Below are 22,645 nucleotides of genomic sequence, written 5' to 3'. Positions count from 1 at the left end.
CATGACTCCTCAGCGCCGCTCGGCTGGTGCCGGCAGGGTGAAACCGGACACGGAGCGGCGCATCTCGCTGGCCATCCGCGCCAGGTGGCGGATACTGTCGGCGGTGGCACCGGAGCCAGCGGAGGTCTGCGCGGTAATCTGCTGTATGACCGACATGGTGTGGGAAATCTGCCCGGCCGAAGAGGTCTGCAACTGGGCGGCGTCGGAGATACTGTGGATAAGTTCGGCGAGGTTCTGCGACACCCCTTCGATTTCGGCCAGCGCCACCCCGGCGTCCTGCGCCAGGCGTGCGCCACGCACGACCTCGGCGGTGGTCTGTTCCATGGAGATCACTGCCTCATTGGTATCGGCCTGAATGGTGCGTACCAGTGCCTCGATCTGCCGCGTCGCCGAAGACGAACGCTCAGCCAGGCGCTGGACTTCATCGGCCACCACGGCAAACCCACGACCGGCCTCCCCCGCCAGCGAGGCCTGGATGGCGGCATTCAGAGCGAGAATGTTGGTCTGGTCGGCAATGTCGTCGATCAGGCTCACGATGTCGCCGATTTCCTGGGAAGATTCACCCAGACGCTTGATCCGCTTGGCGGTGTCCTGAATCTGCTCGCGGATGTTGTCCATGCCGTTGATGGTGTTATGCACCACCTCGTTGCCCTTGTTGGCGATCGCCACCGAACGCTCGGCCACCTTGGCCGACTCGTAGGCATGCGCGGAAACCCGGTCGATCGATTCGACCATGTCGCCCACAGCCTCTGACGCCTCACTGATCTGCTCGGCCTGGTGCTCTGAGGCTTTAGCCAGCTGGCGGGCAGTGTTTTGCGTGTCCTGCACTGCGGCAGCCACTTGCTCGGCGCTGTGGTTGATGGTGGCCACCAGGTCGCGCAATTGGTCGACGGAATAGTTGATCGAATCGGCGATGGCACCGGTGAAGTCCTCGGTCACTGACACGGTCACGGTCAGGTCACCGTCGGCGAGCTCTTCGATCTCATCGAGCAGACGCATGATCGCTTGCTGATTGCGCTCATTTTTCTCGGCGGTTTCCTGCAGTTGACGATGGGTTGCCCGCACCATCACCAGGCCGATCAGGATGATCGAGGCCAGCGCCAACAGCCCCAGTACATAGCCACCGACGGTATCGAGGGTACGCCCGGCTGCCAGGTTCTCGAAGCCGTTGGCAAGGTGCGAGGCTTCGTCGAGCAAAGTTTGCGACAGGCTGAAAATGTTCCCGGCCGCTTCGCGAACGCGGAACAGCTCGGGCGAGGTTTCGAGGATTTCATCGACTGAACCGGCGACGAACTGGAACAGTTCGGCGATTTCGGCCAGACGCGCACGTGCGTCGGCATCCTCGACGCGTGTCACCTGAATCGCCGGGTTGCCGGCCAGCATGCCTTCGAGCACCTGACCAAACCGGCTGGCATCGCGGCCGAAGGCATCGGCGGCCTGGGCGGCTGCGTCGTCGCCAGCCAGCACCGTGTTGACCGACCCCAGAATGCGTTCTGCGAGCAGCAACTGGCGTTGGGCTACCACCACCTGGCTGGCCGGTGCCCCACTCTGCAGCAAGACCTCCACAACCTTTTCATACTCGACCTGCAGCTGCGGTACGGTTTCTGCCAGGGTCGCCGCCACCTGATGCAGCGATAGCACGGTCTGCTCGCTGGCCAGGATGATATCGGTGTCCTTGCGCAGGTTTTCCCAGTCCTGTCGCACCGCCTCCATTTCATCCTTCACGGCGGCGGGCGCCGCTGGCAGGCCAGTGGACTTGTCACCTTCGCGCAGGTAGCTCCAGCGCTGCTCGAAATCGTTGCGCGCATCCGAGAGCAGTTTGAAGGCCAACGCCTTGCCGGTAGCAGCCTCGGTGGCGTTCTTGGCGATGCGCTGCGACAGCACGCGCAACTCGCCGGCATGGCCGATGTACTGCTTGTCGTGATTGGACTGGGTGTTGAGGTACGCAAAATTGGCGAACAGCAGGATGATCGACAGGATCAGCACTACAAACAGCACAGTGATCTGAGCGATGCTGCGCGTGCGCGGGGTCATGCTGGTAGGGGCGACATTGGTGGCCGGCTTGTTCACGTTCGAATGTCCTATAGCGCCACGTCGAGAAAGCCCGGCGCCTGGGCCAGGGCGAAGGGGCTGAAGATGGCCCAGTTGCGCTCACGCGGGAAATGCCCCTGAACGAATCGTACAGCGGCGCGGATCAGCGGCTGTGGCGGCGAAAGCTCCAAGGTATCCAGGGCAAAATGCTGCAGGCCGAGCACTTCGTCCACCAGCAGGCCAACGAACAGGTCCTCATGGTCCAGCACCAGCACGCGTCGCTGCTTGCCCGATGCCGCAGGACCGAGGCCGAAAAAGCTGCTCAGGTCCATCACCGGCAACAACCTGCCGCGCAGATTGGCTACCCCGCAAACCCAAGGCTGCACGCCCGGCACCCGACTGCTGCGCGGCTCGCGCGACACTTCGGCCACCTCGCCCATCGGCGCGACGAACCACTGCCCGGCAACGCGAAAGCCGATACCGCTCCATTGCTGCAGGCGCGTGTCCTGCGGCGGCTGGTCGGCAACCAGCAGTCGGCATCGCCGGTCGATGTCCAGCAACAGCTCGAAGGCGGTCAGCGACGCGCCTTGGGGGCGGGTGGTCAAGCGCCCAGCACTTCGTTGAGCTTTGCGATCAGGGCGTGCTCTTCCACCGGCTTGGTGACGAAGCCGCGCGCACCCTGGCGCTGCGCCCAGATACGGTCGGTTTCCTGGTCCTTGGTGGTAACGATGAGCACAGGAATTGCGCTGGTTTCCGGGTCCTTGCTCAATTGCCGGGTGGCCTGGAAGCCATTCATGCCGGGCATGACGATGTCCATCAGCACCGCGTCGGGCTTTTCCTGGCGGGCCAGGGCCACAGCGTCAGCGCCGTTGTTGGCCTTGAGCACTTGGTGGCCATGCTTTTCGAGCCACTCGGTCAATCTGTACATCTCTGTCGGCGAATCATCGACAATCAGAACTCGGGCCATGCTGTTTCCCCATCAGGAAAATAAAGGCCACGCCACCTCGGGCGTGGTCAGGGTGCGTTTTGTTCGTGCGCGGCGAACCCGGGCACGTGGGCGCTGATAGCGTCGAGCAGTTCTTCCTTGCTGAATGGCTTGGTCAGGAACTGGTCGGAGCCGACCACCCGCCCGCGCGCCTTGTCGAACAGGCCATCGCGCGACGACAGTAGGATGACCGGGATGTCCTTGAAGGCACTGTTGTGCTTGATCACGGCGCAGGTCTGGTAGCCATCCAGGCGCGGCATGAGCACGTCGACGAAGATGATCTGTGGCTGGTGGTCAACGATCTTGGCCAGGGCATCGAAACCGTCGCTGGCGGTGATCACCTCGCAGCCTGCTTCACCGAGCAACATCTGCGCGGTGCGGCGGATCGTGCGTGAATCGTCGATCACCATCACCTTCAGGGGTTGTTCCATAAATGCCTACCAGAAGAAATTGAGCTGCAAGTTGCAAGCGCCACGGTGCAAGAAAAAACGGGCTGGCGCATGGCTGGCTTTTTCTTGAGGCTTGTAGCTTAAGGCTTGCAGCTCATTTTTAGCACACTCCGGGTGGCCATTCCATCTACCGCGCCCCTTGACCCGCAGCGTTCGCGGCGCCACCCTGAGCCACTTTATCTTTCGATTCGTCGCGGCTACCCGCCGCCAAGAGGAACCACCCCCATGAGCGTTCGCCTCGGCATTGTCATGGACCCCATCGCGTCCATCTCCTACAAGAAGGACAGCTCGCTGGCCATGCTGCTGGCCGCCCAGGCCCGTGGCTGGAGCCTGTTCTACATGGAACAGCGCGATCTGTACCAGGCCGAAGGCAAGGCCCGCGCGCGGATGCGCCCACTCAAAGTGTTCGCCGACCCGGCGCGCTGGTTCGAGCTGGGCGATGAGCAAGACAGCCCGCTGGCCGAACTGGACGTGATCCTGATGCGCAAGGACCCGCCGTTCGACATGGAGTTCGTTTACAGCACCTACCTGCTGGAGCAGGCCGAAGCCGAAGGCGTGCTGGTGGTCAACCGCCCACAGAGCCTGCGCGACTGTAACGAAAAACTGTTCGCCACCCTGTTCCCGCAATGCACGCCGCCTACCCTGGTCAGCCGCCGCCCGGACATCATTCGCGCCTTCGCCGCCCAGCATGGCGACGTGATTCTCAAGCCCCTGGACGGCATGGGTGGCACCTCGATCTTCCGCCACCGGGCTGGTGACCCCAACCTGTCGGTCATTCTCGAAACCCTGACCGCACTCGGCGCCCAGCAAATCATGGCCCAGGCCTACCTGCCGGCCATCAAGGACGGCGACAAGCGGATCCTGATGATCGACGGCGAACCGGTCGACTACTGCCTGGCGCGCATCCCGGCCAGCGGAGAGACACGCGGCAACCTGGCCGCCGGCGGCCGTGGCGAAGCACGCCCTCTGAGCGAGCGTGACCGCTGGATTGCCGCCCAGGTCGGCCCGACCCTGCGTGCAAAAGGCCTGCTGTTCGTCGGTCTTGACGTGATCGGCGACTACCTGACCGAGATCAACGTCACCAGCCCGACCTGCATCCGCGAGATCGACGCGGCTTACAACACCGATATCGGTTGCAAGCTGATGGATGCCATTGATCGCCAGTTGAAGGCGCGCTGACCGCCGACGCGGAGCAAAAGCGCAGAGTGGGGTATGATGCGCAGCCGCAAGCTTCAAGCTGCAAGCCGCAAAAAAAGCCGGCCTGCACCAATCTGCTCTTACTTGCAGCTTGCGGCTTGTAGCTTGAAGCTGACTGTGGATACCTGATGACGCTGCCCGCCGACATCCCCGCCGACCTGCTTCCACCCCGCGTTCGCCCGGTGGACCGGCTTGGCTTTACCCTGTTCCTGGCTGCCCTGGTGCACCTGGCGCTGATCCTCGGCGTGGGCTTTACCGTGGTCAAGCCGGCTGAAATCCGCCAGACCATGGACATCACCCTGGCCACCTTCAAAAGCGAGAAGCCGCCCGAGAAGGCCGATTTCCAGGCCCAGGCCAACCAGCAAGGCAGTGGCACCCTGGAGAAGAAGGCGGTACCCACCACCACCGAGATCGCGCCGTTCCAAGACAGCAAGATCAACAAGGTCACCCCGCCGCCGGCGGCAAAGCCTGAGGTGAAACCGCCGCCTGCACCGCAAAAATCCGCCGTGGCCACCCAGGCGCCCAAGGCGCAGAAGGTCGAGCCCAAGCCGAAGGAAAGCAAGCCGCAGCCCAAACCGGCAGCAACGCCGGATTTCGACAGCTCGCAGCTGTCGAGCCAGATCGCCAGCCTTGAAGCCGAGCTGTCCAACGAACAGCAGATGTACGCCAAGCGCCCGCGCATTCACCGCCTGAACGCTGCCTCGACCATGCGCGACAAGGGCGCCTGGTACAAGGAGGAGTGGCGCAAGAAGGTCGAGCGGGTGGGCAACCTCAATTATCCCGACGAAGCACGCCGCCAGCAGATCTACGGCAACCTGCGGATGATGGTGTCGATCAACCGTGATGGATCGCTGTATGAAGTGCTGGTACTGGAGTCGTCCGGGCAGGCGGTGCTGGACCAGGCAGCCCAGCGCATCGTGCGGCTGGCGGCGCCGTTTGCGCCGTTTACCGGAGACCTGGCGGAATACGACCGACTGGAAATCATCCGTACCTGGCGGTTTGCCCGTGGAGATCGGCTTTCCAGTAACTGAGATGCAAGCTGCAAGAAAAAGCATGGTACTCACTGATCGCTTTTTCTTGTAGCTTGCAGCTTGTAGCTTAAAGCTTGAATGCCTTGTCAGCCTCGCCACCTGGCGCCACACTATCCCCCATGAAAACCCTCGCCCCGAGCTACCTCAAGCATCAGTTCCTGATCGCCATGCCGCACATGGCCGATCCGAACTTCGCCCAGACCCTCACGTACATCGTCGAGCACAACGCCAATGGCGCCATGGGCCTGGTGGTCAATCGACCTCAGGAGCTGAACCTGGCGGACATTCTCGAGCAGTTGCGCCCGGACGAGGAACCGCCGGCCAGCACCCTGCAGGTGCCGATCTACCAGGGTGGCCCGGTGCAGACCGACCGCGGCTTCGTACTGCACAGCAGCGAATGCAGCTACCAGGCCACTGTCGAGCTGCAGGGCCTGTCGTTGTCCACCTCGCAGGATGTGCTGTTCGCCATCGCCGAAGGTGTCGGGCCACAAAAGAGCCTGATCACCCTGGGCTATGCCGGCTGGGAAGCGGGGCAACTGGAGGCGGAACTCGCCGACAACGCCTGGCTGAACTGCCCGTTCGACCCAGACATCATTTTTGGCCTGGCCAGTGAACAGCGCCTGGGAGCCGCAGCCGCCAGTCTGGGCATCAACCTCAGCCTGCTGACCAGCCAGGCGGGCCACGCCTGATGGCCGAGCTGCGCCTGCTGCTGGGCTTCGACTACGGCAGCAAACAGATTGGCGTGGCCGTCGGCCAGGTAGTGACCGGTCAGGCACGTGAGCTGTGCACGCTCAAAGCGCAGAATGGCGTGCCGGACTGGGCCCAGGTGGAAAAGCTGATCAATGAGTGGAAGCCCGACGCCATCGTTGTCGGCCTGCCGCTGAACATGGACGGCACGCCAAGCGAAATGAGCGCCCGCGCCGAAAAGTTCGCGCGTCGCCTCAACGGCCGCTTCAACCTGCCGGTGCACACCCACGATGAACGCCTGACCACCTTCGAGGCCAAGGGTGAGCGCATGGCCCGTGGCGGCCAGCGCGGCAGCTACCGTGACAATCCGGTCGATGCCATCGCCGCGGCCCTGCTACTGCAAGGCTGGCTGGAGGCCAACACCTAATTTTCCGCTTTGCCGTCGCGCCAACCCGGCGCCCTCCTGGAGACACGCAATGAGCCTACCCAATCCCGCCGACCTGATCCGGCAGATGGCTGTCGACCTTCGCGCCCATCTCGCCCGCCGCGGCATCACCGAGCCGCGCTACATCGGCATCCGCACCGGCGGCGTCTGGGTAGCCCAGGCCCTGCAGCAGGAACTGGGCGATACCAGCCCACTGGGCACCCTGGACGTGTCGTTCTACCGCGACGACTTCAGCCAGAACGGCCTGCACCCGCAAGTGCGCCCGTCAGAGCTGCCGTTCGAGGTCGAAGGCCAGCACCTGGTACTGATCGACGACGTACTGATGAGCGGCCGCACCATTCGCGCCGCGCTCAACGAACTGTTCGATTACGGGCGCCCGGCCAGCGTGACCCTGGTCTGCCTGCTTGACCTGGACGCCGGCGAACTGCCGATCCGCCCTAACGTGCTGGGTGCAACCCTGTCACTGGCCGCCCATGAACGGGTAAAATTGACCGGCCCCGCACCGCTCGCACTTGAGCGCCAGGACCTCGCCACCGCTTCCGCCCTTTAAGAGTCCACTCGCGATGACGCCAATCGACGCCAAGCGCCCGCTGCAGCTCAATGATCAGGGCCAGCTGCGCCACTTCCTCTCGCTCGACGGTTTGCCCCGCGAACTGCTCACCGAGATCCTCGACACCGCCGACTCGTTCCTCGAAGTCGGCGCACGGGCCGTCAAGAAAGTCCCGTTGCTGCGCGGCAAGACCGTGTGCAACGTGTTCTTCGAAAACTCGACCCGCACCCGCACCACCTTCGAACTGGCCGCCCAGCGCCTGTCGGCCGACGTTATCAGCCTGAATGTGTCGACCTCCTCGACCAGCAAGGGCGAAACCCTGTTCGACACCCTGCGCAACCTCGAAGCCATGGCCGCCGACATGTTCGTCGTGCGCCACTCCGACTCGGGTGCCGCGCACTTCATCGCCGAGCATGTATGCCCGGATGTCGCGGTGATCAACGGCGGTGACGGCCGCCATGCGCACCCTACCCAAGGCATGCTCGACATGCTGACCATCCGCCGCCACAAAGGCAGCTTCGAGAACCTGTCCGTGGCGATCGTTGGCGATATCCTGCACTCGCGTGTGGCACGCTCCGACATGCTCGCGCTCAAGGCGCTGGGCTGCCCGGACATCCGCGTGATCGGCCCGAAAACCCTGATCCCGATCGGTATCGAGCAATACGGCGTGAAGGTCTACACCGACCTCACCGAAGGCCTGAAGGACGTCGATGTGGTGATCATGCTGCGCCTGCAGCGTGAACGCATGGCCGGCGGCCTGCTGCCCAGCGAGGGTGAGTTCTACCGCCTGTTCGGCCTGACCACCGCGCGCCTTGCCGGCGCCAAGCCGGACGCCATCGTCATGCACCCTGGGCCGATCAACCGCGGCGTGGAGATCGAGTCGGCGGTGGCTGACGGCAAACATTCGGTGATCCTCAACCAGGTCACCTACGGCATCGCCGTGCGCATGGCGGTGCTGTCCATGGCCATGAGCGGGCAGAACACGCAACGTCAACTCGACCAGGAGAACGCCCAGTGACCCTCAGCATTCTTGGCGCCCGGGTCATCGACCCCAAGAGTGGCCTGGACCAAGTCACCGACCTGCACCTGGACGGTGGCCGCATTGCCGCCATCGGCGCGGCCCCGGCCGGCTTCAGCGCCAGCCGTACAATCCAGGCAAATGGCCTGATCGCCGCACCCGGCCTGGTCGACCTCGGCGTATCGCTGCGCGAGCCGGGTTACAGCCGCAAGGGCACCATTGCCAGTGAAACCCGTGCCGCCGTGGCCGGTGGCGTCACCAGCCTGTGCTGCCCACCGCAGACCAAGCCGGTGCTCGATACCTCGGCAGTGGCCGAGCTGATCCTCGACCGCGCCCGCGAAGCCGGCAACAGCAAGGTCTACCCCATCGGCGCCCTGACCAAGGGCCTGGAAGGCGAGCAACTGGCCGAACTGGTCGCCCTGCGTGACACCGGTTGCGTAGCCTTCGGCAACGGCCTGAAAGAAATCCCCAACAACCGTACCCTGGCCCGTGCCCTGGAATACGCTGCCACCTTCGACCTGACCGTGGTCTTCCACTCCCAGGACCGCGACCTGGCCCTGGGCGGCCTGGCCCATGAAGGCGCGATGGCCAGTTTCCTCGGCCTGCCCGGCATTCCGGAAACCGCCGAGACCGTGGCCCTGGCGCGCAACCTGCTGCTGGTCGAGCAGGCCGGCGTACGTGCGCACTTCACCCAGATCACCAGCGCCCGTGGCGCGCGGCTGATCGCCCAGGCCCAACAACTCGGCCTGCCAGTGACCGCCGATGTGGCGTTGTACCAGCTGATCCTCACCGACGAGTCGCTGCGGGAGTTCTCAAGCCTCTACCACGTGCAGCCGCCACTGCGTAGCGCCGCCGACCGCGATGGCTTGCGCGAAGCAGTCAGATCAGGTGTGATCCAGGCGATCTCCAGCCATCACCAGCCGCACGAGCGCGATGCCAAGCTGGCCCCGTTCGGTGCCACCGAGCCAGGTATCAGCAGCGTCGAGCTGCTGCTGCCATTGGCCATGACGCTGGTCGATGATGGCCTGCTCGACCTGCAGACCCTGCTCGCCCGCCTGACCAGCGGCCCGGCCGCTGCCATGCGCCTGCCGGCGGGTGAACTGAAGTTGGGTGGTGCGGCAGACCTGGTGCTGTTCGATGCCACGGCCTCGACGGTTGCCGGCGAACAGTGGTACTCGCGCGGCGACAACTGCCCGTTCATCGGCCACTGCCTGCCCGGCGCGGTGCGTTACACCGTGGTCGACGGGCACGTCTGCCACGAGGGCTGAGTAAGCACACCGCTCGCTGTAGGAGCGGCCTTGTGTCGCGAAAGGGGTGCGAAGCAGCCCCGGGAATTTCCGAATAGTGCCGGGATCTTGGGGCCGCTTTGCGGCCCTTTCGCGACACAAGGCCGCTCCTACAGCAACCGCGCCCCGCACAGGCTGATAGCAACCATTCATCCCCCTCGGTTGAAATCCTTCCCCCCACCCCCATATGAGTCAGCATCAGGCAATTTTGCCCCGCTGCGTGGAGACTCTCCCCTTGACCACCATCGTTTCTGTCCGCCGTCACGGCAAAGTCGTCATGGGCGGCGACGGCCAGGTATCTCTCGGCAACACCGTCATGAAAGGCAACGCCAAAAAGGTGCGGCGCCTTTACAACGGTGAGGTCATCGCCGGTTTCGCCGGCGCCACTGCCGACGCGTTCACCCTGTTCGAGCGCTTCGAAGCCCAACTGCAGAAACACTCCGGGCATTTGGTACGTGCCGCCGTCGAGCTGGCCAAAGAATGGCGTACCGACCGTTCCCTGAGCCGCCTGGAGGCCATGCTGGCCGTGGCCAACAAGGACGCATCGCTGATCATCACCGGCAACGGTGACGTGGTCGAGCCAGAGGACGGCCTGATCGCCATGGGCTCCGGCGGCGCCTACGCCCAGGCCGCGGCACGCGCCCTGTTGAACAAGACTGATCTTTCGGCCCGCGAAATCGCCGAAACCGCACTGAACATCGCCGGTGACATCTGCGTGTTCACCAACCACAACCTGACCATCGAGGAGCAGGACCTGGCCGAGTGATCAGCTGTTCTGGCGCCCCGTCCCGGTGATGGGGCTTTTCCACGCTGATTCACTCCGCTCGAGGACCATTTTCATCATGTCCATGACCCCCCGCGAGATTGTCCACGAACTCAACCGCCACATCATCGGCCAGGACGACGCCAAGCGCGCCGTGGCCATCGCCCTGCGCAACCGCTGGCGGCGGATGCAGCTGCCAGCCGAGCTGCGTGCCGAGGTGACCCCGAAGAACATCCTGATGATCGGCCCCACCGGCGTCGGCAAGACCGAAATTGCCCGCCGCCTGGCCAAGCTGGCAAACGCACCATTCCTCAAGGTCGAAGCAACCAAGTTCACCGAGGTGGGCTACGTTGGCCGCGATGTCGAGTCGATCATCCGCGACCTGGCCGACGCCGCCATGAAGATGCTGCGTGAGCAAGAGATCATCCGCGTGCGCCACCGCGCCGAAGATGCCGCCGAAGACCGTATTCTCGACGCACTGCTGCCGCAAGCCCGGGTCACCAGCTTCAGCGAGGAAGCCGCGCAGACCAGCAGCGACTCCAATACTCGCCAGCTGTTCCGCAAGCGCCTGCGTGAAGGCCAGCTGGACGACAAGGAAATCGAAATCGAGGTGGCCGATGCCGTCGGCGTCGAAATCGCCGCGCCGCCAGGCATGGAAGAGATGACCAACCAGCTGCAGAGCCTGTTCGCCAACATGGGCAAGGGCAAGCGCAAGGCGCGCAAGCTCAAGGTCAAGGAAGCGTTGAAGATGGTTCGCGACGAAGAAGCGAGCCGCCTGGTCAACGATGATGACTTGAAGGCAAAGGCCCTGGAAGCGGTCGAGCAACACGGCATCGTGTTCATCGACGAAATCGACAAGGTGGCCAAGCGTGGCAACGTCGGCGGCGCTGATGTGTCCCGTGAAGGCGTGCAGCGCGACCTGCTGCCGCTGATCGAAGGCTGCACCGTCAACACCAAGCTGGGCATGGTCAAGACCGACCACATCCTGTTCATCGCCTCCGGCGCGTTCCACCTGAGCAAACCGAGCGACCTGGTCCCTGAGCTGCAAGGCCGCCTGCCGATTCGCGTGGAACTCAAGGCGCTGACCCCGGAAGACTTCGAGCGAATCCTGCAGGAGCCGCACGCTTCGCTGACCGAACAGTACCGAGAGCTGCTCAAGACCGAAGGGCTGAACATCGAGTTTAAAGCCGACGGTATCAAGCGCCTGGCCGAGATCGCCTACCAGGTCAACGAGAAGACCGAAAACATCGGTGCCCGCCGCCTGCACACCCTGCTCGAGCGCCTGCTCGAAGAGGTATCGTTCAGTGCCGGCGACCTGGCCAGCGCACATGATGAAGCGCCGATCCAGATCGACGCAGCTTACGTGAACGGCCATCTGGGTGAGCTGGCACAGAACGAAGACCTGTCGCGCTACATCCTGTAAGCGGCAAGCTGCAAGCTGCAAGCGACAAGCTGTTTGGCGTCGCTTGCAGCACTGCGTTCACATGATCGCTCCATGGTGGCTCCAATATCACTTCTTGCAGCTTGAAGCTTGAAGCTTGAAGCTTGAAGCTTGAAGCTTGTCGCTCAGAAGAGATTCAGACCATGGCCCGCATGCCCACCGCCATCAACCTGCATAAAGCCTCCAAGACCCTCAGCCTTACCTATGGCCCCGACGAGGTCTACCACCTGCCCGCAGAATTTCTGCGCGTGCACTCCCCCTCCGCCGAGGTCCAGGGCCACGGCAACCCCATCCTGCAATTCGGCAAAATCAATGTCGGCCTCAGCGGCCTTGAGCCCGCTGGCCAATATGCACTGAAACTGACCTTCGACGACGGCCATGACAGCGGTTTGTTCACCTGGGAATACCTGGAGCAGCTGTGCCTGCGGCAGGAACAACTCTGGGCCGAGTACCTCGATGAGTTGCACAAGGCCGGCAAATCCCGCGATCCTGCCGAAACAGTGGTCAAACTGATGCTCTAGCTCAAGCCTTCCACGCTTTAGAGCGCATTTTCTAATCTCATCTGCTTGAATGCCCTACAGACAGCTCATTCAAGGGCTGTCTTGCGCATTACATGAAAGTCGGGTAACCAATGGAGCTGGCAAGTTCCCTGCATTGCTTTGAAGGCAGTCAGGGCATGGCTGGTATGTAGAGGTCGCGAGCGAAAGCAGGCTGTCTTCACACGCAGATTCCCCCGCAGCTCATCGCCGATTGCATCCGGCCCGCAGCACCGCTGTTCCTTATCACTGGTCACCCGAGTAGCAGTACCGGGCTGTCGACTGTGCATTTGCCACAGCAAACCGGTACTCGTCTCAGGACAACGGAGCGTCGTAGATGAGTAACAAGAACAACGATGAGTTGCAGCGGCAAGCCTCGGACAACACCCTGGGCCTGAACCCGGTCATCGGCATCCGCCGCAAGGACCTGCTGAGCTCTGCGCGTACCGTGCTGCGCCAGGCCATGCGCCAGCCGCTGCACAGCGCCAAACACGTGGCACATTTCGGCCTGGAGCTGAAAAACGTGCTGCTGGGCAAGTCCAGCCTCGCCCCCGAGGGCGACGACCGTCGCTTCCAGGACCCGGCCTGGAGCAAGAACCCGCTGTACCGCCGCTACCTGCAAACCTATCTGGCCTGGCGCAAGGAGCTGCAGGACTGGATCGGCAACAGCGACCTGTCGCCCCAGGACATCAGCCGCGGGCAATTCGTCATCAACCTGATGACCGAAGCCATGGCGCCGACCAATACCCTATCCAACCCGGCGGCGGTCAAACGCTTCTTCGAAACTGGCGGCAAGAGCCTGCTCGACGGCCTGTCCAACCTGGCCAAGGACATGGTCAACAACGGCGGCATGCCCAGCCAGGTCAACATGGACGCCTTCGAAGTAGGCAAGAACCTCGGCACCAGCGAAGGCGCCGTGGTGTACCGCAACGACGTGCTGGAGCTGATCCAGTACAGCCCAATAACCGAGCAGGTACACACCCGCCCGTTGCTCGTGGTGCCGCCACAGATCAACAAGTTCTACGTCTTCGACCTAAGCCCGGAAAAAAGCCTGGCGCGCTTCTGCCTGCGCTCGCATCAGCAGACCTTCATCATCAGCTGGCGCAACCCGACCAAAGCCCAGCGTGAGTGGGGCCTGTCGACTTACATCGACGCGCTCAAGGAAGCGGTCGACGCGGTCCTGGCGATTACCGGCAGCAAGGACCTGAACAAGCTCGGTGCCTGCTCTGGCGGCATCACCTGCACCGCACTGGTTGGCCACTACGCCGCGCTGGGCGAGAAGAAGGTGAATGCCCTGACCCTGCTGGTCAGCGTGCTGGACACCACCCTGGATACCCAGGTCGCATTGTTCGTCGACGAGCAGACCCTCGAGTCGGCCAAGCGTCACTCCTACCAGGCAGGCGTGCTCGAAGGCAGCGACATGGCCAAAGTGTTCGCCTGGATGCGCCCCAACGACCTGATCTGGAACTACTGGGTCAACAACTACCTGCTCGGCAACGAGCCGCCGGTGTTCGACATCCTGTTCTGGAACAACGACACCACGCGCCTGCCAGCGGCCTTCCACGGCGACCTGATCGAGATGTTCAAGAACAATCCGTTGACCCGCGCCGATGCACTGGAAGTGTGCGGGACCGCCATCGACCTGAAAAAGGTCAAGTGCGACATCTTCAGTGTGGCCGGCACCGCTGACCATATTACCCCGTGGCAGTCGTGCTACCGCTCGGCGCACCTGTTTGGCGGCAAGATCGAGTTTGTCCTGTCCAACAGCGGCCACATCCAGAGCATCCTCAACCCGCCCGGTAACCCAAAAGCGCGTTTCCTGACCGGTGCAGACCGCCCCGGCGACGCATTGGCCTGGCAAGAGAACGCAGACAAGCATGCCGACTCCTGGTGGCTGTATTGGCAGACATGGCTGAGCGAGCGCGCCGGCGACCTGAAAAAGGCGCCGGCCCGTTTGGGCAACCGTGCCTATGCCGCAGGTGAAGCCGCACCGGGAACTTACGTTCACGAACGTTGAGTTGTAACGCCGCACCTGCCCACGGGCAGGCCACGGCGCTTCATTCACCACAGAGTCATGCGCATGTCGTCACACTACATATTCCGGACCGTCGAGCTGGACGACCAGTCCATCCGCACTGCCGTGCGCCCAGGCAAGCCGCACCTGACGCCGCTGTTGATTTTCAATGGCATCGGCGCCAACCTGGAGCTGGTGTTCCCGTTCATCGAAGCGCTGGACCCGGACCTCGAAGTCATTGCCTTCGACGTGCCAGGCGTAGGTGGCTCCTCCACCCCCCGCCACCCCTATCGCTTCCCCGGCCTGGCCAAGCTGACCGCACGCATGCTCGACTACCTGGACTACGGCCAGGTCAACGTGATCGGGGTGTCCTGGGGCGGCGCCCTGGCCCAGCAGTTCGCCCATGACTACCCTGAGCGCTGCAAGAAGCTGGTACTGGCCGCCACCGCCGCCGGTGCATTCATGGTACCGGGCAAGCCACAGGTGTTGTGGAACATGGCCAGCCCCCGGCGTTACATCCAGCCCTCACATGTGATCCGTATCGCTCCGCTGATCTATGGCGGCGCCTTTCGCCGCGACCCTGACCTTGCCATGCACCATGCCTCCAAGGTGCGCTCCGGCGGCAAGCTGGGCTACTACTGGCAGTTGTTCGCCGGGCTGGGGTGGACCAGCATCCACTGGCTACACAAGATCCAGCAGCCCACCCTGGTGCTGGCCGGCGACGACGATCCGCTGATCCCACTGATCAACATGCGCTTGCTGGCCTGGCGAATTCCCAATGCCCAGCTACATATTATCGACGACGGTCATCTGTTCCTGATCACCAGGGCCGAAGCCGTCGCCCCGATCATCATGAAGTTCCTCGAGCAAGAACGTCAGCGCGCGGTCATGCACCCCCGCCCGGCCTCCGGCGGCTAGGGTGCTGTTTGCTGTTGTTCTGTCCCGACCGTGGCCTGACGAAGGAGTGCTGCCATGAAAGACAAACCGGCCAAAGGAACGACAACGCTCCCCGCCATGAGCATGAACGCACAGAACGCGATCGTCGGCCTGCGCGGCCGCGATCTGATTTCCACGCTGCGCAATGTTGGCCGCCATGGTTTGCTCAACCCGTTGCATACCGCACGCCACCTGCTCGCCCTGAGCGGCCAGCTGGGTCGCGTGATGCTCGGCGACACGCCCTACTCGCCAAGCCCGCGGGATGCGCGCTTCAGCGATCCTACATGGAGCCAGAACCCGTTTTACCGCCGTGGCCTTCAGGCCTATCTGGCCTGGCAGAAGCAGACCCGCCTGTGGATAGATGAAAGCCACCTGGACGACGATGACCGGGCCCGTGCGCATTTCCTGTTCAACCAGATCAACGACGCCCTGGCACCGAGCAACTCGTTGCTCAATCCGTTGGCGGTCAAGGAACTGCTCAATACCGGCGGGCAGAGCCTGGTGCGCGGCGTGGCACACCTGCTCGATGACCTGCGCCACAACGACGGCCTGCCGCGCCAGGTGGATGAGCGGGCCTTCGAAGTGGGCGGCAACTTGGCAGCAACTCCGGGCGCGGTGGTGTTTCGCAACGAGATGCTGGAGTTGATCCAGTACAAGCCGATGAGTGAAAAACAGCACGCTCGGCCTGTGCTGGTGGTGCCCCCCCAGATCAACAAGTTCTATATCTTCGACATGCAGGCGAACAACAGCTTCGTCCAATACATGCTCAAGAACGGTTTGCAAGTGTTCATGGTTAGCTGGCGCAACCCCGACCCGCGCCACCGCGAATGGGGCCTGTCCAGCTACGTGGAGGCGCTTGAAGAGGCACTCAACGCCTGCCGCAGTATCAGCGGCAACCGCGACCCCAACCTGATGGGGGCCTGCGCCGGCGGCCTGACCATGGCCGCGCTGCAGGGCCACCTGCAAGCCAAGCACCAACTGCGCCGGGTGCGCAGCGCCACCTACCTGGTCAGCTTGCTCGACAGCAAGTTCGACAGCCCCGCCAGCCTGTTCGCCGACGAGCAGACCATCGAAGCGGCCAAGCGCCGCTCTTATCAGCGCGGAGTACTGGATGGTAGCGAAGTGGCGCGGATCTTTGCCTGGATGCGGCCCAATGACCTGATCTGGAACTACTGGGTCAATAATTACCTGCTGGGCAAGACGCCCCCTGCTTTCGACATTCTCTACTGGAACGCCGACAGCACGCGCCTGCCCGCTGCACTGCATGGCGAACTGCTGGACTTCTTCAAGCTCAACCCGCTGACCCACCCCGCCGGGCTGGAAGTCTGCGGCACACCCATCGACCTCAAGCAAGTCAACCTCGACAGCTTTACCGTGGCCGGCAGCAATGACCACATCACTCCATGGGATGCCGTGTACCGTTCGGCCCTGCTGCTGGGCGGCGAGCGACGGTTCGTATTGGCCAACAGCGGGCACATCCAGAGCATCATCAACCCGCCCGGCAACCCCAAGGCCTACTACCTGGACAACCCCAGGCTATCGAGCGACCCGCGGGCCTGGTTCCACGATGCCAAGCGCAACGACGGCAGCTGGTGGCCCCTGTGGCTGGAGTGGATAACGCCACGTTCCGGTCCGCTCAAGGCGCCGAGGGTGGAGCTGGGCAACGCAACCTACCCACCGCTGGGCCCCGCGCCAGGCACCTATGTCCTGACCCGATGAGCACAACGACTGGATGAAGACCCGCGACCGTATTCTCGAATGCGCCCTGCAGCTGTTCAACCAGCAGGGCGAGCCCAACGTTTCGACCCTTGAGATTGCCAACGAGCTGGGCATCAGCCCTGGCAACCTGTATTACCACTTCCACGGCAAGGAGCCTTTGATAATCGGCCTGTTCGAGCGCTTCGAAGAAGCGCTTATGCCGCTGCTGGACCCGCCGCTGGAAGTGCGCCTGGATGCCGAGGACTACTGGCTGTTTCTGCACCTGATTGTCGAACGCATGGCCCAGTACCGCTTCCTGTTCCAGGATCTGTCGAACCTGACCGGTCGCCTGCCCAAGCTGGCGCGGGGCATGCGCAGCCTGATCAATGCGCTCAAGCGCACACTGGCGGCATTGCTGGCCAGCCTCAAGGGCCAGGGCCAGGTAGTCAGTGAGACGCAGGCACTGGGGCAACTGGTGGAACAGATCACCCTGACGCTCATGTTTTCGCTGGATTACCAGCGCGTACTGGGCCGCGAAGGGGATGTAGGGATCGTGGTGTATCAGGTGATGATGCTGGTGGCGCCGCATCTGCAGGCGCCTGCGCGGGAGGCGGCGGAGCAGTTGGCGGTGCGGTATCTGGAGGGGTAGATAGTTTACAAGGCGCTGCAGCTGGCCCCATCGCCGGCAAGCCGGCTCCCATACCTACCCTGCTGGCATTGAAACCAGCGGGGTACCTGTGGGAGCCGGCTTGCCGGCGATGAGGGCAACCCGGTGTCAGGCTTCAGCGCTCACCGGTGCCGACGGCGTGCTGCTTGCCGGTGCCGCGCTTGGCGACGGCGCTGCGGTAGCGGCCGGTGTGGCGCTGGCCGCTGGGGCTGCCGGTTTGCCGGCGGAGGGTTTGGCCGGCGCTTTTTTCACGGCGGGCTTCTTCGCTGCAGCGGGTTTGGCTGCAGGCTTGGCGGCAACCGGCTTGGCTGCAGGTTTCGCTGCTGGCTTGGCAGCAGCAGTCTTGGCCGCAGGTTTCGCCGCCGCGGTTTTCGCCGCAGGCTTGGCTGCTGCCTTGGCCAGCGGTTTGGCCGCAGTCTTGCCTGCTGCCGGCTTGGCTGCAGCAGCGCGCGAGGAGACCGGCGTGACCGATGCGCCGGTCAGCTTCTCGATCTGCTTGGTCAGGCTATCGACCTGCTGGTGCAGGGCCTTGATCTCGTTCCGGCTTGGCACGCCAAGGCGTGAGATAGCGCTGTTCAGGCGTTTGTCGAAGGCTTCTTCGAGCTCGCTCCACTTGCCCAGTGCGCGATCTTTCACGCCGGAAACACGCGAAGTGGTCGAGGCCTTGGCGTTATCGGCGACATCCTCGGCGGTTTTCTTCGCCTGCTTCTCGGCCTTCTCGCCATCTTTCACCAGCGAGTCGAACAGCTTCGGGCCGTCCTGGTCGATCTTCGAATAGATACCCAGCCCTGCCAGCCAGATCTTGCGGGAGTACTTCTCGATCCCGCCGACCCAGGAGCTGCCGTCTTTGTCGGAATTCTTCTTGCCAGCCATCCTGCTCTCCTTATGGTTTGTGCGCGACGCGCTCGAGCAGCTCATGCAGCTGTTCAAGCTTGATGGACAACGCCTCAACGTCATGTTTAGACGGAATGCCGAGGCGATTCAAGGCGCGACCGACCCGTGCGTCGAAAGCCTTCTCGATCTTGTCGAGCTGAACTTCGACCTTGCCACGTACGCGGCTGACTTCCTCGGCCGCTTCGTCGATCTGGGTGTTGGCGGCATCGAGTTCTTTATCGATGCGCTTCTTGCCACGTTTCTCGACCCCTTCACCGGCTTTTACCAGCTCCTGAAAGTAATCCGAACCCTCCTGGCCAACACGGGCGTAAGCGCCGATGCCAGCCAGCCAGATCTTGCGCGCGTAGCCGCGCACCTCGCCCAGCGTGCTTTGGGCGTCATCCTTTTTCTTCACATTCACTTTGGCCATGCTCTGTACCTCATGCTCATGAGTGGAGGGAGAAACCGCCCATGGAGGTTGGGCTTGAGCATAAGGTAATGAGTGAAATTAGAATCTTCACCCTAAGAGGAGCTGCAAGCTTCAAGCCTAAAGCTGTCGGCAGTGTCGGCGCGATTACGCTTTTTCTTGCAGCTTGCAGCCTGGAGCTTTCAGACCAGAGCCTTGTCCAGCGCCCGCTCGATCTCACTCTTGATGGTGCCGCTCATCATCGACAGCATCATGCCCAGCTTCAATTCGACCCGGATGCTGTCCTCGCCAATGTGCACGCTGCCGTTGGCGCCGCTGCGGGCGACGTCCACACGGTCACCGTTCCAGGTGGCCTTGAGGTCGTACTCTTGGCTCAGTTTGTCCACCAGCGCTTGGGCCTTGGCACGGGCGGCCTCGCGACCGAGGGTGTGTTTGCGTTCGACGCTGATCTGGGTCATACGGGTGTTCCTGGATATGAAGACATAATCGGCATTATGCCCGCCCCTGCCGCACGGTACACCCTGCCAAGACAAATGCGCCCGTTCGCCCTAGAATGGCGATAATTTTTTCCGGTGAAGCGATATGAACGACCAGCGCAAAGGCGAACACGCCGAACCCACCACCCATTTCGGTTACCAGGATGTGCCCGAGAGCCAGAAGGCGAAGAAAGTCGCCGAAGTGTTTCACTCGGTGGCTGCCAAGTACGACCTGATGAACGATGTACTTTCCGGCGGCATGCACCGCCTATGGAAGCGCTTCACCATCGAGCTGTCAGGTGTGCGTAGCGGCAATCGGGTGCTGGACATCGCCGGCGGCACGGGTGATCTGGCAGCCAAGTTTTCGCGCCTGGTCGGCCCTACCGGCCAAGTGGTGCTCGCCGACATCAACGACTCGATGCTCAAGGTCGGCCGCGACCGCCTGCTCGACCGCGGTGTTGCCGGCAACATCGAGTTTGTCCAGGCCGATGCCGAGAAACTGCCATTCCCGGACAACCACTTCGACTGCGTTACCATCGCCTTCGGCCTGCGCAACGTCACCCACAAGGACGAAGCCATCCGCTCGATGCTGCGCGTGCTCAAGCCGGGCGGGCGTCTGTTGATCCTGGAGTTCTCCAAACCGACCAACAAGCTGATGTCCAAGGCCTACGACGCCTACTCGTTCGCCTTCATGCCGCTGGCTGGCAAGCTGATCACCAATGACTCCGAGAGCTACCGTTACCTCGCCGAGTCGATTCGCATGCACCCCGACCAGGAAACCCTAAAGGCCATGATGGTTGATGCCGGCTTCGACCGGGTCACCTACCACAACATGACCAGCGGCATTGTCGCCGTGCACCGGGGAATCAAGCCCTGATGCTGCTGGCAGGGCTGCTCGCCAGCGTCGAACATGGCCTGAACCGCATCCTGCGCATGGACAGCACGGCATTGCCGCGGCTGGGCGCGCTGGAAGGCAAGGTCATCGAAATCGATTGTCGCCAGCCGGCCCTGCAAGTGTTCATCCTGCCCGATGAAGAGGGCCTGATGCTTGCCGCCCACTGGCAAGGCGAGGTCGACTGCAGCCTGCGCGCGCCAGCCGGTAGCCTGCTGCAACTTGCCGTGGCCAAGGACAAGACGGCCGTGCTGCATAGCCCTCAGGTCGAGCTGCATGGCGACAGTGCGGTGCTGCTTGACCTGTTCGGCATACTGCAGGACCTGGAACTGGACTGGGAGCACGAACTGCAACGCTGGCTCGGCCCGGTCGGCACCTCGCTGCTCGCCGGCCACGTGCGCCTGCGTGCACGCTGGACCCGCCAAGGCCTGGCACGGTTCAGCCAGAACCTGTCCGAGTACCTGGCCGAAGAGTCGCGTACCCTGGTAGGCAAGCGCGAAGCCGAAGCCGCCTTCAGCGAACTAGACACCCTGAAGGTCGATACAGAACGCCTCGAGGCGCGCCTGCAGCGCCTCTTCCGATCCCTTGATACCAGCGATAACGCATGAAGCTGCTCGCCGTCCGTCGTCTCTTTCGCATCCAGCGCGTGGTGATCCGCTACCGCCTCGATGACCTGCTCTTCGACCTGCCGCTGCCGTGGTGGCTGCGCAGCTTACGCCTGCTGATGCCGTGGCGCTGGTTGCCTCGCACACCCTCCGAACTCAGCCGGGGTGCCCGCTTGCGCCTGGCGCTACAGGACCTGGGGCCGATTTTCATCAAATTCGGCCAGTTGCTGTCCACCCGCCGCGACCTGCTGCCCACCGACATCGCCGACGAGCTGATGCTGCTGCAGGACCGTGTACCGCCGTTCGACCCGAAACAGGCCGTGGCGCTGATAGAAAGCCAGCTTGGCGCCAAAGTGGGTGAAGTGTTCAGCCGCTTCGACGTCGAGCCACTGGCCTCGGCCTCGGTGGCCCAGGTGCATGCCGCGCGCCTGAAGACCGGCGAGGAAGTGGTGGTCAAGGTCGTGCGCCCAGGTCTGAAGCCTGTGATCGCCCAGGACCTTGCCTGGCTGTTCCTGATCGCAAAAGGCGCCGAGCGGGCTTCGGCCGATGCCCGCCGCCTGCACCCGGTGGAAATCGTCGGCGACTACGAAAAAACCATCTACGACGAGCTCGACCTGCTCCGCGAAGCGGCCAACGCCAGCCAGCTGCGGCGCAACTTCGAAGGCTCGGAGCTGATGTACGTGCCCCAGGTCTACTGGGACCTGTGCCGCCCCAAGGTGCTGGTCTTGGAGCGCATCTACGGCGTGCCGGTGACCGACATGGCCACCTTGGCCGACCAGCGCACCGACATGAAACTGCTGGCCGAACGCGGTGTGGAGGTGTTTTTCACTCAGGTGTTCCGCCACAGTTTCTTCCATGCCGACATGCACCCGGGCAATATCTTCGTCAGCACAGTCAAGCCGTGGAGCCCTCAGTACATCGCCATCGACTGCGGCATCGTCGGCAGCCTCACCGCCGAAGACCAGGATTACCTGGCGCGCAACCTGATTGCCTTCTTCAAGCGCGACTATCGCCGAGTCGCCGAGCTGCACATCGATTCGGGGTGGGTACCGGCGCACACCAAGGTGAATGAATTCGAAGCGGCCATCCGTACCGTGTGCGAGCCGATCTTCGAAAAACCGCTCAAGGACATTTCCTTCGGCCAAGTGCTGATGCGCCTGTTCCAGACAGCTCGGCGCTTCAACATGGAAGTCCAGCCGCAGTTGGTGCTGCTGCAGAAGACTCTGCTCAACATCGAAGGCCTGGGCCGCCAGCTGTACCCTGACCTTGACCTGTGGAGCACCGCCAAACCGTTCCTGGAACGCTGGATGCGCGAGCGCTACAGCCCCAAGGCCATGTTCGGCAACCTGTACAGCCAGGCCGAACAGCTGCCGCACCTGGCCGGCATGACCCGCGACCTGCTCGAACGTCTTTCCCAGCCGCACCTGCACGACCCACAGCTGCCAGAGCGGCGCCGCCAAGGCGACCGCTGGGCGCTGCGCCTGCTCGGTGCAGGCCTGCTGGGTGGCGGTGCGGTGCTCGCCGCAAGCGCCGCCGAGGCCGCCAGCCTGGCCGCCCCGGCTGCATGGCCGGCGTGGCTGATGCTGGCCGCAGGCCTGTACCTGATCGTGCGCCAATAGCCAGCCGCGCTGCTGGCTG

General features: G+C 63.1%; 24 protein-coding genes. 17 read left to right on the top strand and 7 right to left on the bottom strand.

All coding sequences use genetic code 11. The features are described from left to right. Positions 1-9 precede the first annotated feature (9 nt). Genes ACW4TB_RS01290 through ACW4TB_RS01275 form a run of 4 tightly spaced genes read right to left on the bottom strand, consistent with a single transcriptional unit; the run spans position 10 to position 3,447 of the window. On the bottom strand, positions 10-2,070 hold the full coding sequence (locus ACW4TB_RS01290; protein ID WP_012312417.1) for a methyl-accepting chemotaxis protein: 2,061 nt from the start codon (positions 2,068-2,070) through the stop codon (positions 10-12). 11 nt (positions 2,071-2,081) lie between these two features. Continuing rightward, the gene (locus tag ACW4TB_RS01285; RefSeq protein ID WP_012312416.1) at positions 2,082-2,636 is read right to left on the bottom strand and encodes a chemotaxis protein CheW; all 555 of its coding nucleotides are present in this window, start codon (positions 2,634-2,636) and stop codon (positions 2,082-2,084) included. Further along, entirely contained in the window at positions 2,633-2,998 is a 366-nt protein-coding gene (gene pilH / locus ACW4TB_RS01280; protein ID WP_012312415.1) for a twitching motility response regulator PilH, read from the bottom strand. The genes ACW4TB_RS01285 and pilH overlap by 4 nt, the downstream gene beginning before the upstream one ends. A 47-nt stretch (positions 2,999-3,045) precedes the next feature. After that, a complete protein-coding gene (locus tag ACW4TB_RS01275; RefSeq protein ID WP_012312414.1) occupies positions 3,046-3,447 on the bottom strand; it encodes a response regulator in 402 nt (133 codons plus the stop codon). Positions 3,448-3,690: 243 nt separating this feature from the next. Between ACW4TB_RS01275 and gshB the strand changes: the two genes are divergently transcribed. The 14 genes from gshB (at position 3,691) to ACW4TB_RS01205 (ending at position 17,716) form a co-directional block, all read left to right on the top strand. Continuing rightward, complete coding sequence (gene gshB, locus ACW4TB_RS01270; protein ID WP_279929159.1) at positions 3,691-4,644, top strand: glutathione synthase; 954 nt, start codon at positions 3,691-3,693, stop codon at positions 4,642-4,644. A gap of 146 nt (positions 4,645-4,790) precedes the next feature. Then, positions 4,791-5,693: an energy transducer TonB gene (locus ACW4TB_RS01265; protein WP_012312412.1), complete on the top strand. Its 903-nt coding sequence runs from the start codon at positions 4,791-4,793 to the stop codon at positions 5,691-5,693. 119 nt (positions 5,694-5,812) lie between these two features. Continuing rightward, positions 5,813-6,382, top strand: a complete 570-nt coding sequence (locus tag ACW4TB_RS01260) for a YqgE/AlgH family protein (protein ID WP_012312411.1) — start codon at positions 5,813-5,815, stop codon at positions 6,380-6,382. Beyond that, a complete protein-coding gene (gene ruvX, locus ACW4TB_RS01255; protein ID WP_012312410.1) occupies positions 6,382-6,807 on the top strand; it encodes a Holliday junction resolvase RuvX in 426 nt (141 codons plus the stop codon). Before ACW4TB_RS01260 ends, ruvX begins: the two co-directional genes overlap by 1 nt. 49 nt (positions 6,808-6,856) lie before the next feature. Then, positions 6,857-7,375 (top strand): bifunctional pyr operon transcriptional regulator/uracil phosphoribosyltransferase PyrR, encoded by a 519-nt coding sequence (pyrR, locus tag ACW4TB_RS01250; RefSeq protein ID WP_012312409.1) that lies wholly within the window; start codon positions 6,857-6,859, stop codon positions 7,373-7,375. 13 nt (positions 7,376-7,388) lie between these two features. Continuing rightward, the gene (locus tag ACW4TB_RS01245; RefSeq protein WP_012312408.1) at positions 7,389-8,393 is read left to right on the top strand and encodes an aspartate carbamoyltransferase catalytic subunit; all 1,005 of its coding nucleotides are present in this window, start codon (positions 7,389-7,391) and stop codon (positions 8,391-8,393) included. Next, positions 8,390-9,661 (top strand): dihydroorotase, encoded by a 1,272-nt coding sequence (locus tag ACW4TB_RS01240; RefSeq protein ID WP_012312407.1) that lies wholly within the window; start codon positions 8,390-8,392, stop codon positions 9,659-9,661. Before ACW4TB_RS01245 ends, ACW4TB_RS01240 begins: the two co-directional genes overlap by 4 nt. A 253-nt stretch (positions 9,662-9,914) precedes the next feature. Continuing rightward, entirely contained in the window at positions 9,915-10,445 is a 531-nt protein-coding gene (gene hslV / locus ACW4TB_RS01235) for an ATP-dependent protease subunit HslV (RefSeq protein ID WP_012312406.1), read from the top strand. A 73-nt stretch (positions 10,446-10,518) separates the two neighbouring features. Beyond that, positions 10,519-11,865, top strand: a complete 1,347-nt coding sequence (hslU, locus tag ACW4TB_RS01230; RefSeq protein WP_455842880.1) for an ATP-dependent protease ATPase subunit HslU — start codon at positions 10,519-10,521, stop codon at positions 11,863-11,865. Between the two features lie 161 nt (positions 11,866-12,026). Beyond that, positions 12,027-12,404, top strand: a complete 378-nt coding sequence (locus ACW4TB_RS01225; protein ID WP_012312404.1) for a gamma-butyrobetaine hydroxylase-like domain-containing protein — start codon at positions 12,027-12,029, stop codon at positions 12,402-12,404. 352 nt (positions 12,405-12,756) lie between these two features. After that, positions 12,757-14,436 (top strand): class II poly(R)-hydroxyalkanoic acid synthase, encoded by a 1,680-nt coding sequence (gene phaC / locus ACW4TB_RS01220; RefSeq protein ID WP_455828204.1) that lies wholly within the window; start codon positions 12,757-12,759, stop codon positions 14,434-14,436. A gap of 63 nt (positions 14,437-14,499) precedes the next feature. Continuing rightward, positions 14,500-15,351, top strand: a complete 852-nt coding sequence (gene phaZ, locus ACW4TB_RS01215) for a poly(3-hydroxyalkanoate) depolymerase (protein WP_042111097.1) — start codon at positions 14,500-14,502, stop codon at positions 15,349-15,351. Positions 15,352-15,405: 54 nt separating this feature from the next. Continuing rightward, positions 15,406-17,088 (top strand): class II poly(R)-hydroxyalkanoic acid synthase, encoded by a 1,683-nt coding sequence (gene phaC / locus ACW4TB_RS01210; RefSeq protein ID WP_012312401.1) that lies wholly within the window; start codon positions 15,406-15,408, stop codon positions 17,086-17,088. A 13-nt stretch (positions 17,089-17,101) separates the two neighbouring features. Continuing rightward, positions 17,102-17,716 (top strand): TetR/AcrR family transcriptional regulator, encoded by a 615-nt coding sequence (locus tag ACW4TB_RS01205; RefSeq protein WP_012312400.1) that lies wholly within the window; start codon positions 17,102-17,104, stop codon positions 17,714-17,716. A gap of 126 nt (positions 17,717-17,842) precedes the next feature. Here ACW4TB_RS01205 and ACW4TB_RS01200 read toward each other — a convergent pair whose 3' ends face one another. The 3 genes from ACW4TB_RS01200 to ACW4TB_RS01190 all read right to left on the bottom strand — a co-directional run bounded on the left by ACW4TB_RS01200 (position 17,843) and on the right by ACW4TB_RS01190 (position 19,492). Continuing rightward, the gene (locus ACW4TB_RS01200; RefSeq protein WP_279929176.1) at positions 17,843-18,607 is read right to left on the bottom strand and encodes a phasin family protein; all 765 of its coding nucleotides are present in this window, start codon (positions 18,605-18,607) and stop codon (positions 17,843-17,845) included. Positions 18,608-18,617: 10 nt separating this feature from the next. Further along, positions 18,618-19,037, bottom strand: coding sequence for a phasin family protein (locus ACW4TB_RS01195; RefSeq protein ID WP_012312398.1), 420 nt, complete (start codon positions 19,035-19,037; stop codon positions 18,618-18,620). A 179-nt stretch (positions 19,038-19,216) separates the two neighbouring features. Continuing rightward, entirely contained in the window at positions 19,217-19,492 is a 276-nt protein-coding gene (locus ACW4TB_RS01190; RefSeq protein WP_012312397.1) for a polyhydroxyalkanoic acid system family protein, read from the bottom strand. 124 nt (positions 19,493-19,616) lie between these two features. On the opposite strand from ACW4TB_RS01190, the gene ubiE reads away from it, so the two are divergent. From ubiE to ubiB, 3 genes are read left to right on the top strand one after another with little or no spacing between them, the layout of a single operon-like run. Continuing rightward, positions 19,617-20,387, top strand: a complete 771-nt coding sequence (gene ubiE / locus ACW4TB_RS01185) for a bifunctional demethylmenaquinone methyltransferase/2-methoxy-6-polyprenyl-1,4-benzoquinol methylase UbiE (RefSeq protein ID WP_012312396.1) — start codon at positions 19,617-19,619, stop codon at positions 20,385-20,387. Then, the gene (locus ACW4TB_RS01180) at positions 20,387-21,010 is read left to right on the top strand and encodes a ubiquinone biosynthesis accessory factor UbiJ (RefSeq protein ID WP_254467042.1); all 624 of its coding nucleotides are present in this window, start codon (positions 20,387-20,389) and stop codon (positions 21,008-21,010) included. The genes ubiE and ACW4TB_RS01180 overlap by 1 nt, the downstream gene beginning before the upstream one ends. Then, positions 21,007-22,626 carry a ubiquinone biosynthesis regulatory protein kinase UbiB gene (gene ubiB, locus ACW4TB_RS01175; RefSeq protein WP_455828203.1) on the top strand — a complete coding sequence of 540 codons (1,620 nt, stop codon included), beginning with the start codon at positions 21,007-21,009 and terminating at the stop codon, positions 22,624-22,626. Before ACW4TB_RS01180 ends, ubiB begins: the two co-directional genes overlap by 4 nt. The last annotated feature ends 19 nt before the right edge of the window (positions 22,627-22,645 follow it).

The organism is Lelliottia jeotgali (assembly GCF_977070485.1).
This window is presented reverse-complemented; position numbering and strand designations above follow the sequence as displayed.